This is a genomic window from Streptomyces sp. NPDC002787 (assembly GCF_053592095.1).
Genome location: NZ_JBSFVC010000001.1, coordinates 269430 through 282150, shown reverse-complemented (window position 1 = coordinate 282150; position 12721 = coordinate 269430). Strand labels below are relative to the sequence as shown.

Here is a 12721-nt window from a genome sequence, read left to right as displayed (position 1 = left end):
GCGGGCACGGTAACCTGCATATCACCTCAAACCCGGCATATCTTCATCTTGTCGGTTCCAGTTTCGGCGCCTTTGATTCCGATTCCCGCCCCTTGGATTCCGATTCCGCCCCCTTCGATTCCGAATTCGGCCCCGTGGATCCCGCTTTCTGCACCGCCGATTCCGATTTCGCCGCCGGGACCGTCTCTCGACCCGGCTTCGACCGCGCGTCCCGCCGTACGAGTGCCGCGTACCGCCCTCCCAGCTCCAGCAGCTCCTCATGCGTGCCGCGTTCGACGGCGCGGCCGGCGTCGAGGACCACGATCTGGTCGGCTTCCCGGACGGTGGAGAGCCGGTGGGCGATGGTGACGGTGGTGCGGTTGGCGGAGAGGGCGTCGATGGCCTCCTGCACCGCGTGCTCGGTACGGGTGTCCAGGGCGCTGGTGGCCTCGTCGAGGATGAGGACCGGCGGGTCGCGCAGGATGGTGCGGGCGATGGCGAGGCGCTGCTTCTCACCACCGGAGAAGCGGTGGCCGCGTTCGCCGACGACCGTGTCGTAGCCGTCGGGCAGGGCCGCGATGTGGTCGTGGATCTGGGCCGCCCGCGCCGCCGCGTACAGCTCCTCGTCGGTGGCGTCCGGCTTGGCGAAGCGCAGGTTGTCGGCGACCGAGGCATGGAAGAGGTACGTCTCCTGGGAGACGACGCCGATGCCCCGGGCCAGCGTGTCGAAGTCCAGATCGCGCACGTCGACCCCGTCGAGGGTGACCCGGCCGCCCGTGACGTCGTACAGCCTCGGCACCAGGGCGCCGAGCGTGGACTTCCCGGCGCCGGTCGGGCCTACGACGGCGAGACTGCCGCCGGCCGGGACGGTGAGGTCGATGCCGTCGAGGATCGGGCGCGCCTTGCCGTCGCCTCCTTGGCCACCGGCGTCGCCTTGGCTGCCGTGGTCGCCGTGGTCGCCGTGATCGTCGCCGTCGTAGCGGAACTCGACGTTCTCGAAGCGGACTTCGCCCTTGACCTGGTCGAGGTGGACCGGGCGCTCGGGCTCGGTGATGTCGACGGGCAGGTCGAGGTACTCGAAGATGCGCTGGAAGAGGGCGAGTGAGGCCTGGATCTGGACGCCGGTGGACAGCAGGCTCACGGTCGGCCGGAACAGGTTCTGCTGGAGCGAGACGAAGGCGACGAGCGTGCCGACCGACACGGACGGGCCGCCGAGTTGGAGCGCCATGCCGGCGGTCCAGTAGATGACGGCGGGCATGGCGGCCATGACGACGGCGATGATGGCCATGCGCCAGCGGCCGGCCATGTTCGCCCTGACCTCCAGGTCGACGAGCCCCTCGGACTCCTCGGAGAAGGACTTGGTGAGCGAGTCGGCGCGGCCCATCGTGCGGCCGAGCAGGATGCCGCTGACGGAGAGCGACTCGGTCACCGTCGCGGCCATGGCGGCCATCTGTTTCTGCCGCTGGGTGGTGATCTTCTTGCGCTCGTCGCCGACCCGGCGGCTTATCCACACGAACAGCGGCAGCAGGAGCAGGGTGACCACGGTGAGCCGCCAGTCCAGGGCGACCATGGCGACGACGGTGGCGATCACACTGGTGGAGTTGGATACCAGGGAGGTGGCCGTGGAGGTGACGGTCGCCTGCATGCCGCCGATGTCGTTGGCGATGCGGGACTGCACCTCGCCGGTGCGGGTCCGGGTGAAGAAGGCGAGCGACATGCGCTGCAGCCGGCCGTAGACGGCGGTACGCAGATCGTGCATGACGCGCTGGCCGACGGTCGTGGAGATCAGCGTCTGCAGGACGCCGAAGATGCTGGTGAGCACCGCGCTCAGGATCATGCCGAGGGCGAGGAGGCTCAGCAGGCCGGTGCGGCCCTCGGGGATCGCGGTGTCCAGGATCTCCTTGAGGAGGAAGGGCGTGGCCACCGACGCGAGCGACGCGGCGCCGACGAGCAGGCCGACGATCGCGAGCCGGCCTCGGTAGGGACGGAACAGACGCAGGATGCGGCGCACCTGGCGGGGCTGCTCCGTCGCGCCGTCGGGGGCTGCCCAGGTGGGTTCGTTGCCGGGATGCATGGGCTCCTTCGGGAGGGGTGCGGTGAATACGGAGGTGAGGCGAAGTGGGCTTTACTGAGGCGAAGCTGGCTTACCGAGCTGAGGCGAGAACAGGCTTACGGAGCCTAGCTCATTGTTACCTATACTCACAATGAACATGGTCCTGATATTGTTCCCCGTATGACCACCCCCGACGCCGACGGCCTGCTCGCCGAGCAGTTGCTGCGGCTCACGCGCCGTGTGCACCGCATCCAGAAGCGCCATCTCCAGCAGAGCGGATTGGAGATCACCCCGGCGCAGTCACGGCTGCTGCGCGCTCTCGCGCACTACGACACACCGCCACGCATGGCCGATCTGGCGGAACGGCTGGAGGTCGTGCCCCGGGCCGTGACGACCCTGGTCGACGCGTTGGAGGAGAGCGGACGGGTGCGCCGGGCGCCCGATCCCACCAATCGGCGGGTGATCCGGATAGAGGTGACGGACGAGGGCCGCAAGGCCCTGCGGGAGCTGCACCATGCCCGGCGGTCGGCGGCGGAGGAGATCCTGGCGCCGCTGTCGGACGATCAGCGGGGGGTGCTCGGCGGGTTGCTCGACACTTTGATCGACGGGGCGCCGGCGGGGGTGGAACGGGGCTGCTGAGTCGGGAGCGGGGGCTGCTGAGTCGGGCGCGGCCGCTGCGTCGGAGCGGGGCCACCGAGCCAAGCGGGGCCGGAGCGGGGCCGGAGCGGGGCCGCCGAGCCAAGCGGGGCCGGAGCGGTGCCGCCGAGCCGGGGGCATACGGAAGGGGCCCGGCGCGGGGTGCTGCGCCGGGCCCCTTCCGTTTGGGGAGATGAGGGAAGAGCGGGTCAACTCGCCTCGGGGGCGGGCTCCTTCGTCTCGACCTTGGCAAGCACGGGAACCTCCGCCTTCGCGGGGGCCTCGGCGGTTCCGGCCGCGCCCTCACCGGGCTCGTCCTCTTCCTCCACGAACTCGATCTCTCCGTCCAGCATCTTCTTCGCCCGGTCCGTGTCCAGCGCGCCCTCCCACTTCGACACCGCGAAGACGGCGACGCAGTTGCCGAGCAGGTTGGTGGCGACGCGCATCGAGTCCATGATGCGGTCGACACCCAGGAGGAGGGCGACGGCACCGGCCGGGATGGCGCCTAGCGAGGCAGCGGTCGCCGACAGGGCGAGGAAGGCCGAACCGGGAATGCCGGCCATGCCCTTGCTGGTCAGCATGAGGACCAGGATGACGGTGACCTGCTGGCTGAGGCTGAGGTCTACACCCACGGCCTGCGCGATGAACAGCGTGCCGATGGAGAGGTAGATGGACGCGCCGTCGAGGTTGAAGGAGTACCCGGTCGGCAGCACCAGACCCACGGCGTCGTCACGGGCGCCCGCCTGCCGCAGCTTCTGCATCATGCGGGGCATGACGCTCTCGCTGGAGGCGGTGCCCAGCGCCAGCAGCATCTCCGCCCGCGTGTAGCGGACGAACTTCCACAGACTCAGCCCGGTCATCAGCTTCAGCGCGATGCCCAGCAGCACGAGGAAGACGAGGGCGACGGCGTAGCAGAGGATGATCAGCTTGGCGTAGGTCTTCATGACGCCGAGGCCGTACTCGCCCACCAGGTGGACCATCGCGCCGAACACCGCGAGCGGGGCCAGCTTCATGACGAAGCCGACGATCGCGAAGATGACCTCCTGGGCCTGCTCGATGGCGGGCAGGATCTTGGGCACCTTGGTGTGGCCGAGGTGCAGCAGCGCGGCGCCGGTGAGACAGGCGAGCACGAGCACCTGGAGCAGCGAGTTCTCGGCGAACGCGCCGATCGCGCTCTGCGGCAGCGCGTTCAGGATGAACTCGCTCGTCGTCGGCAGCTCACCGCCTGCGGTCTTCGCGTCGACGGCCGACGTGTCGAGTTTCGAGGGGTCGACGTTCATGCCCGAGCCGGGGCCGAAGACGTTGGCGGCGATCAGACCGATGAGCAGCGCGGCCGTCGAGGCGATCTCGAACCAGATCAGGGCCTTGAGCCCGATCCGCCCGAAGGCCTTCAGATTGCCGGCCTTGGCGATGCCGACGACGACCACGCAGAACACCAGGGGCGAGATGACCGTCTTGATGAGACGGATGAAACCGTCGCCGAGCGGCTGGAAAGTCGTGGCCGTCTCCGGCCACAACCTTCCGACGACGATTCCGAGCACAAGCGCGACACCGACTTGTGCGAACAATGAGGTACGCAGCATGCGTGCGACGCGTCGCGGCAGGGACGGTACGGACTGCGGCACGGGCACTCCTCCGGAGGGACTTCTGGTATGCGGAAAAGCGCTTCCGCGCGGATCACTATCGGGGAGTCGTCGCTCGCAGGGAAGACCGTCGTGTTTCGCCGATGTAAATCATCGAACACATGTCACATCACACGCATACGGCATCAACAGCCCATTCGGTCCCCCGTCAGCACTCCCTGTACGGAGACCAGCGAACGGTCGTAGCAGCCGTCCGATCCGTACGCTCGGTAGCGCTCGCTCGTCGTCCCGACGGCGTGGCGCTGGTCACGGGGCACGAACGCGGTGTACGTGGCGTCACCCGTGTAGGTGCCGTCGAGCCGGGACCACGCCGTACGCCGCTCCCCGCGCGTCTCGGTGACCGTCGCCCGGTCGCCGAGCGTGAGCACGGTCCGCAACCGGTCGCCCGCGCCGAGCGTCGTCGTTCCGTCCATCGTGTACGACCGCCGCGTGTGCGTCGTCCGGGCCGGTCCGCGTCCGCCTCCGTCGACGGTGACCGTCTCGTCGTCGCTCCACTTCGCGTCGAGCGCGTCGGGGTTCTCACCGTCCGACCAGGTGTGCGTGGAGATGTTGGCGAGACTCCGGCGGACGGTGGTCGTCACCCGGCCGTGCGAGGTGTCGACATATCCCGCGACGGTCAGCCGGTGGCCGCCCTCGGTGTCGAGGCGATGCTCCGCGCCGGGCGTGTACGTGGACGTGTTGACGAGGTCGCCCGCCTCGGCCTTCGTCAGGGCACCGGTGACGCGCTCGCTCTTCGCGTCCTGCCAGACCAGGACGTTGACCGGAGCGCTCCAGCCGGTCTGCCCCTCGGGCACGCCGACGACGGAGACCTCGATCCGGTGCGGGCGGCCGTCGTTGAGGATGCCCGCGAAGGGGGTGAGGTCGTAACGCAGGGGCTGGATGTCGAAGGCGCGGGGCCCGGGGACGACGTACCAGAGGAAGGGATTGGACCAGCCGCCCGTCCACACGTTCGGGAACGGCGCGGCGATTCCGGCGAGCTGCCCGTCCACCTCGATCCGCACCTCACGGTACGGCCCCTCGTCCGCCTTGCAGGAGTACGGCGCCTCCTCGGGCACCGTCAGATACCAGTACTCCTCGCAGCCGCCGCCGGACCCGGTCGCGTACACCTCGGCGATGACGCGTTCGCTGTTGCGCGGGGTGGTGAGGGTGTTGCCGTCCTGGAGGGTGAGGACGCGGTCCGGGGTGGCCTGCGCCGCCTTCACGTCGGGTCTGCCTTTTGCCGCGTAGAAGGTCAGCGTGACCCTGACGTCGAGGATGCCGGTGTACGTGTCGTCGACGACGTTGCCGATGAGCATCTCCACGGGCTGCGCGCTGCGCAGGGTGTCGCTGTAGCGCGTGACGTCCTTCTCCACGGACCACTCGATGCCGTCGGGCGAGGGCTGCGGGGTGGACGTCCGGAACACCTCGACACCGCCGATGTGCAGATAGCCGAGGCGGTCGAACTGACGGCCCTTCACCTTGCCGTCGAGACGCAGGACGACCTTGCTCCACCGCTTGCCGCAGTCAGCCGGGGGCGCGTAGGAGCCCTGGTACGGCGTGAAGTCCTTGAACTACGCCTCCGCGACCGTCACTTCGCACGACTTGGTGTTCTCGGGCCTGGTGACGGGCGGGGCGGCGGTGATCGGGTCGTGCCAGTCGGTACCGAACTCGACGGGGACGTCGGCGGATTGGGGAGAGTGGGCAGTCCGGGTGGACGCGTCTGCTCGGGTGGGAGTGGCAGCGGATTGGGCGGGTGCGGATGGGGCGGGTGCGGATTGGCCTGGCGTGGCAGCGGATTGGGCCGGCGTGGCCCCGAGGAGGGTGCTCACCAGGAGGGTCCCTCCGGTGAGCATGGACATGATGATCCGGTTTCTCATGGCCGGAGTTCTACGGGGAGTCGGCGCTCCACCGCAATGAGGTCTCCGGCCACAAGCGCGGGCGCGGGAGCGCCCGGCGTCTCAGGCCTTCAGCTCCGCCTTGTCGCCCATCACGATCACCGGGTGCTGTGCCGGGTCGAGCGTGCGCAGCAGATACTCCATTCCCGGCTTGGACAGGCTGACGCACGCCGAGGTACCGCTGCCGTGGTCCATGTGCAACCAGATGCTTCCGCCCTTGGACTGACCTTCGGGCCGCGTCGGGTCGATCGGCGAGGTGCCCTTGACGCGGTTGTAGTCGATGGCGATGACATAGTCGAAGTCGTGCCAGTGCGACTTGGCCCAGTAGTGCGGCGCCTGGAACGACTCCGACCTGCTGTACGGGAGTTTGGCGCCCGGGTCGGCGAGCACGCCTCCCGCGTCGCTGAGCGTGAACACACCCACGGGACTGCGCTTGTCGCCCTCCCGATGGTCGGTGGTCCAGCCCTTCTTGCCGTTGTGCCCTTCCCAGCTGCGGGTCTTCTTCCAGGTGGAACCGCTCTTCGTGTAGAGCACGATCGTGGCGTCGGCATCGTCCTTGCCCTCGCCGTAGACGGCCACGACCTGGCGGGATGCGGCGGGGATCTGCTTCTGGAGACGGTCACCGACGTCCGGGATACGGGTCAGGTCGACCGTCCGCGCCTCGGCTCGATCGGCCTTGCCGCCGGACTTCGTGGCGTTCGCGTCGGCCTTTGTCCCGTCGGTCGCGCCGCCCGAACCACCGCACGCCGCCAGGGACATCACCAGCGCGCCGCAGACCACCACCGCGAGCCGGACGCGCACCACGCCCCTCACTCGACCCGCTCCGCTCGCACCGCCCGTGCCGTTCGCACCGCCCGTGCCGCTCACGCGGTTCATGCCGTTCATGCCGTTCATGCCGTCGGCTCGTCCCCGCGTCGTACCGCCTATTCGCATGCGCTCCATCGTCGCACCGCGCACCGCACACACGCGCCCGCCGCCCCGCCCGCCTGGCTTCGTACGGGTGGTCCAGGCCGAAACTTTGCCCGGCGCCGGAAAACCGTTTGCTTCCGACCACGCTGCGACGCGAACCTTTCACGACCGGTCACTGGGCCTCGACCGCCCCTTTTCTCCCCACTTCTCCCCCACCCCTGACACGAGCCTCTGGGACGTCATGCAGATTCAAGACCTTCCGTATCAAGACCCGGGTGTGCCGGACGCGCGCTCGGGTCCCAGATTCCTGTGGTGGCTCGGCCGGAATCAGCTCGGCGGACAGTTCAAGGCGCTGGCGTGGGGGTTGTTGCACTTCACCTCCGTGGCCGGGCTGCCGTTCTGCGTCGGCTTCGCCATCCAGGCCGTGGTCGACCGCTCCGGCGCCCGGCTAGCCCTCGCGGGCGTACTGCTGGTGCTGTGCGGGTTCACCATCGCGCTCGGCGACACCTTCCTGCACCGGTCGGCCGTCACCAACTGGATCACCGCCGCCGCGCGGGTCCAGCAGCTGCTGGCCCGCAAGACGGCCCAGCTCGGCTCGGCGCTGACCCGGCGGGTGGCGGCCGGTGAGGTCGTCGCGGTCTCCACGGGCGACGTCGAGAAGATCGGCTGGTTCGTCGAGGCCGTCTCCCGGTTCACCGCCGCCGCCCTCACCGTGGTGCTGGTCTGTGTCGGCCTGGTCGTCTACCAGCCCGCACTCGGCATCGTCGTCGCCGTGGGCGTGCCCGTCCTCGCCCTCGCCGTGCTGCCGCTCCTGCCCCGAGCGACCCGCCGCGCCGACTTCCAGCGCGAGAAGGCGGGCCGCGCCACCGAGCTGGCCTCCGACACCGTCGCCGGCCTGCGGGTGCTGCGCGGCATCGGCGGTGAGGACCTCTTCCTGGACCGCTACCGCCGGGCCTCCCAGGAGGTCCGCCACGCCGCCGTCCGCAGCGCCCGTATGTGGGCCCTGATCTCCGGCATCCAGGTGCTGCTGCCTGGGATGCTGATGATCGCGGTCGTCTGGCACGGCGTGAGTCTCGCCCAGGAGGGCCGGATCACGGTCGGCGAACTGGTCACCGTGTACAGCGCGGTCATGCTGCTGACGTATCCGCTCAGGCACTTCGAGGAGATCGCCATGGCGTACTCCTTCTCCCGTCCGTCCGCCAAGCGGGCCGCCCGGGTGCTGTCGCTGGAACGGGCCACGGACACCGAGGGGTCCCGCGAGGCAGCCGTGCCCACCGGGGACCTGTACGACCCGGCAACCGGCCTGCTCGCGCCAGCCGGGTGTCTCACCGCGGTGGTGTGCGGCGACCCGGACGCGGCCGGACGGCTGGCGGAACGGCTGGGCGGCCACGCCCCGGAGGAGGGCACTCCCGTCCTCCTCGGCGGCGTACCGCTCGACGAACTGCCGCTCGACTCCGCCCGCACGGCCGTCCTCGTCCAGGACAAGGACCCGGTGCTGCTCTCCGGGACACTCCGCGAACTCCTCGACGTACCCGCCTCGGGCGGGGTCACCGCCGAGGAGGCGCTGGCCGCCGCACAGTGCGGTGACGTGCTGGAGGCTCTGGTGCAGGGATCGCTCGACGCCGAGGACCCGATGGACGCGCGGATCAGCGAGCGCGGTCGGTCCCTGTCCGGCGGCCAGCGCCAGCGGCTCGCCCTGGCCCGGTCCCTGATCACGGACCCGGGCGTGCTGATCCTGGACGAGCCGACCTCCGCCGTCGACTCGCACACCGAGGCCCGGGTCGCCGACGGCATCAGGTCCCTGAGGGCGGGCAGTACGACCGTCGTCTTCACCTCCTCGCCCCTCCTGCTGGACCACGCCGAACGCGTCGTCCTGGTGCACGAGGGCGAGGTCGCCGCTGTCGGCGTGCACCGCGAACTGATCCACAAGGAACCCCGGTACCGCGCCGTCGTCACCCGAGAGACAGACGAGGAGGCCGCCCTGGCAGTCGGCCCCGGCGGGAAGGCCGCCTCGGCAAACGGGCAGCCGGACCGCACGACCACCCTCAGCGACGTGCTGGACGAACTGGAAGAGATCGAGGAGACCGCATGATCGGCGTGGCGCCACCGGCGTACGACCCGGCCGCCCCGACGACGGCGAACACCCTGCCCGTCGGAGCCCCCGCGACCGTACGCGCCTACGTGGCCGAACTGTTCCGCCGGCACCGCCGGGCCTTCGTCCTGCTCATCACCGTCAACACGGTCGCCGTCGTGGCCTCCATGGCGGGCCCCTACCTGCTCGGCGCACTTGTAGAACGGGTCTCGGACGGGGCCCGCGAACTCCATCTGGAACTCACGGCGACGGTGTTCGTCGTCGCCCTCGTCATCCAGGCCCTCTTCGTACGGGAAGTGCGGCTGCGCGGTGCCATGCTCGGCGAGCGGATGCTGGCCGACCTCCGCGAGGACTTCCTCGTACGGTCGGTCGGCCTGCCACCGGGCGTCCTGGAACGCGCCGGCACGGGTGACCTGCTCTCCCGCATCACCACCGACATCGACCGGCTCGCCAACGCCATGCGCGAGGCCGTGCCCCAGCTGGCGATCGGCGTGGTGTGGGTCGCGCTTCTCCTCGGCGGACTCGCCGTGACCGCGCCCCCACTGGCCCTCGCGGTGCTGCTGGCTTTGCCTGTGCTCATCGTCGGCTGCCGCTGGTACTTCAAGCGCGCGCCCTCCGCCTACCGCTCGGAGTCCGCCGGGTACGCCGCCGTCGCCGCCGTCCTCGCCGAGACCGTCGACGCCGGCCGCACCGTCGAGGCCCACCGGCTCGGCGCCCGCCGCATCGACCTGTCGAACCAGCGCGTCCGCGAGTGGACCGCCTGGGAGCGGTACACGCTCTGGCTGCGGTCGGTGCTCTTCCCCGTCATCAACCTCACCCACACCACGGTCCTCGGTTCGGTCCTGATCATCGGCGGGGTGTTCGTCCTGCAGGGCTGGCTCGGGCTCGGCGAGCTGACCACGGGCGCGCTCATCGCCCAGATGCTCGTCGACCCGATCAACCTCATTTTGCGCTGGTACGACGAGCTGCAGGTCGCCGAGGTGTCGCTGGCCCGTCTGGTCGGTGTGCGGGACATCGAGCCGGACGCGGGCGACCCGGCCGTGGCCCCCGACGGACGCCATGTCCACGCCGACCAGGTGCGCTTCGGGTACCGCGAAGGCGTCGACGTCCTGCGCAAGGTGTCGCTGGAGGTCGCCCCCGGCACCCGGCTCGCCCTGGTAGGCCCGTCCGGTGCGGGCAAGTCGACCCTGGGCAGGCTGCTCGCCGGGATCTACGCTCCCCGCGACGGGCGTATCACCCTGGGTGGCGCAGAGCTGTCCCGGATGCCCGCCGAAGACGTCCGCTCCCACGTGGCGCTCGTCAACCAGGAACACCACGTCTTCGTCGGCTCCCTGCGTGACAACCTGCTGCTCGCCCGCACGGGCGCGGAGGACGCCGAGCTGTGGGCGGCGCTGGGCGCGGTCGACGCCGACAGCTGGGCACGGGCGCTGGACGAGGGACTGGACACCGAGGTCGGCTCCGGTGGGTTCACGCTCACCCCGGCGCAGGCCCAGCAGATCGCCCTGGCCCGGCTGGTCCTCGCCGACCCGCACACGCTGGTGCTGGACGAGGCGACCTCGCTCCTCGATCCGCGCGCGGCCCGCCACCTGGAACGCTCCCTCGCCCGCGTCCTCGACGGCCGCACCGTCGTCGCCATCGCTCACCGGCTGCACACCGCTCACGACGCCGACGTCATCGCCGTCGTCGAGAACGGCCGCATCAGCGAACTGGGCAGCCACGACCAACTGGTCGAGGCGGACGGCGCGTACGCGGCACTGTGGAGGTCGTGGCACGGCTGACCGGAGGGGGGCCGTCACGGGCACGGGTGCGACGGACCGCCATGAGGCGATCACGGGCGCGGACGCGGCTGACCGGCGTGAGGCCGACACCGTCACGGAGGTCTGCCTCGCCCGGGTGGCCCCCGCCGGGACCATGCCTACCGGCGGGCTAGCGCCTCCGCACCCCTGCCTCCGTGCCGGGAGCGGTCCCGGCACGAGTAGCCGATGTCGGCCTGGCGCCGGGGCCGCGGTGCCCTGCCGTTGCGCGGTGCCGAGCGCGAGTGGAAGTCTGGTGGTGGGCACTGATTCGGGGGACGCTCGTGAGCCGCCCGGTTCACGGGGTTCGGGCCGCCGCCCAGCGGTCCGCGCGCCCACCGTCGCCGAGCGGTGGCACCGGGCCCGTCCCACCACTGGAGGTTCCCGTGGACAAAGCCGGCGGATGGGGAGACGACGTCTACCAGCCAGACGGATCCGAGATCCAGGACGACGCGGGGCTGCTGGACGCCGAAGACACCCTGGTCGCCGACGGCGTGGCCGACCCGCTCGACCGGGGCTGGTCGCCACCGGAGCGGCCATGGGCGGTGGAGCACACCGGTGTGACCGCGGCGGAGCGCCTGCGCGGCGAGACCCTGGACCAGCGCCTCGCCGAAGAACTCCCCGACATCGCCTACCCCGACGGGGACGGCATCGGTGACTCCCAGGACACCGACGGCGAACCTCTGGACAACGAGGTGGGCGACGTTCGGTCCGGCCGTCTCGTCGCACCCGACGAGGGCGCACACGAGGACGAGGAGAGCGGGCTGATCGCCACCGACGTGGGCATCGACGGAGCCGCCGCCTCCGCCGAGGAGGCGGCCGTGCACATCGTGGACGAGGACGCGGTGTCGGGCTGACCCTGCGGGGCGGCGCGTCAGATGACGTTCAACGCGGCCGCGGCGCCCACTCCCCCGAGCACCATGAACACCGGCATCAGCACCCGCAGCTCCACCCAGCTGCCGGCCCGGAACCGCATCGCCTTCGGCGGGCCCAGGGGATACCAGCGCTTGCGTCCGATCGGTATCGGCCACAGGATCGGGCAGCCGGAGACGGTCAGCGCGTCCCCGATGTCGTGCACGAGCGCACCGAGGAAGATCGGCAGCCCGAGCCACAGATACTCCTGGCCCGGCTGTGTGAACAGCCAGTCCGCCCCGTTCCCGGGCTTGTCCAGGACACCCGCGAGGATCCAGGCACTGGTCGCGGCCAGCAGCCACACCAGCACATCGCTGCTCGACCCCCGGGCCGCCCGCCACAGCAGACCCTCGATGGCCAGCACCATGTGCACGAAGAGAATGGCCAGCACCGCCCAGCGGCCACCCGTGATCGCGATGACCGAGGCGCCACCGCCGAGCAGCGCCGCCCACAGCCAGGTGTGCGTGAGTGTGCGGTGCCCACCGGAGCGGCGTGGGTCGCCCTGCTTCTTCGTCGCCTTGTAGACGGCGTACGAGAGCTTGTCGACGATCTCGCACACCCAGCGCGACAGCGGACCGAAGGAGCGCGAGATCGTGGCCGCCTTGTGGTCCAGGTCCGGGGCGAGCGCGGCACCCGCGCAGATCAGCGCACCGGCCAGGAGGACCGGCCAGGGCATCGTGTGCCCGGCGGCGGCCGCTGCCGCCCCTACGCCGAGCCAGGCCGCGGCTCCCGACAGTGAGTGTGCTGGTCCCATCATGGCCGTGCCCCGTCCCGTTCCGTTCGTGCCGCTGTCCAGTCGCCTTGTGCCGCTGTCCAGTTGTCCATGTGCG

At 70.5% G+C, this 12721-nt stretch carries 8 protein-coding genes and 1 pseudogene; 4 read left to right on the top strand and 5 right to left on the bottom strand.

Features of this window, described 5'->3' with window-relative positions:
- Window positions 1-43 precede the first annotated feature (43 nt).
- Entirely contained in the window at window positions 44-2053 is a 2010-nt protein-coding gene (locus tag ACWD26_RS01125; protein WP_451264867.1) for an ABC transporter ATP-binding protein, read from the bottom strand.
- Window positions 2054-2212: 159 nt separating this feature from the next.
- Here ACWD26_RS01125 and ACWD26_RS01120 point away from each other — a divergent pair, with 159 nt between their 5' ends.
- Complete coding sequence (locus ACWD26_RS01120) at window positions 2213-2671, top strand: MarR family winged helix-turn-helix transcriptional regulator (protein WP_451264865.1); 459 nt, start codon at window positions 2213-2215, stop codon at window positions 2669-2671.
- Between the two features lie 206 nt (window positions 2672-2877).
- Here the strand turns inward: ACWD26_RS01120 and ACWD26_RS01115 are convergent, their stop codons facing one another.
- From ACWD26_RS01115 to ACWD26_RS01105, 3 genes and pseudogenes are all read right to left on the bottom strand, one after another.
- The gene (locus tag ACWD26_RS01115) at window positions 2878-4293 is read right to left on the bottom strand and encodes a cation:dicarboxylate symporter family transporter (RefSeq protein WP_451264863.1); all 1416 of its coding nucleotides are present in this window, start codon (window positions 4291-4293) and stop codon (window positions 2878-2880) included.
- A 143-nt stretch (window positions 4294-4436) separates the two neighbouring features.
- Window positions 4437-6167: pseudogene (locus tag ACWD26_RS01110) on the bottom strand (peptide-N4-asparagine amidase).
- 81 nt (window positions 6168-6248) lie between these two features.
- On the bottom strand, window positions 6249-6944 hold the full coding sequence (locus tag ACWD26_RS01105; protein ID WP_451265257.1) for a hypothetical protein: 696 nt from the start codon (window positions 6942-6944) through the stop codon (window positions 6249-6251).
- A 391-nt stretch (window positions 6945-7335) separates the two neighbouring features.
- On the opposite strand from ACWD26_RS01105, the gene ACWD26_RS01100 reads away from it, so the two are divergent.
- From ACWD26_RS01100 to ACWD26_RS01090, 3 genes are all read left to right on the top strand, one after another.
- Window positions 7336-9186: an ABC transporter transmembrane domain-containing protein gene (locus ACWD26_RS01100; protein ID WP_451264861.1), complete on the top strand. Its 1851-nt coding sequence runs from the start codon at window positions 7336-7338 to the stop codon at window positions 9184-9186.
- A complete protein-coding gene (locus ACWD26_RS01095) occupies window positions 9183-10964 on the top strand; it encodes an ABC transporter ATP-binding protein (RefSeq protein WP_451264860.1) in 1782 nt (593 codons plus the stop codon). Before ACWD26_RS01100 ends, ACWD26_RS01095 begins: the two co-directional genes overlap by 4 nt.
- Before the next feature lie 401 nt (window positions 10965-11365).
- Complete coding sequence (locus tag ACWD26_RS01090) at window positions 11366-11836, top strand: DUF5709 domain-containing protein (protein WP_451264858.1); 471 nt, start codon at window positions 11366-11368, stop codon at window positions 11834-11836.
- 17 nt (window positions 11837-11853) lie between these two features.
- Here the strand turns inward: ACWD26_RS01090 and ACWD26_RS01085 are convergent, their stop codons facing one another.
- Window positions 11854-12648 (bottom strand): metal-dependent hydrolase, encoded by a 795-nt coding sequence (locus tag ACWD26_RS01085; RefSeq protein ID WP_451264856.1) that lies wholly within the window; start codon window positions 12646-12648, stop codon window positions 11854-11856.
- Between the last annotated feature and the right edge of the window lie 73 nt (window positions 12649-12721).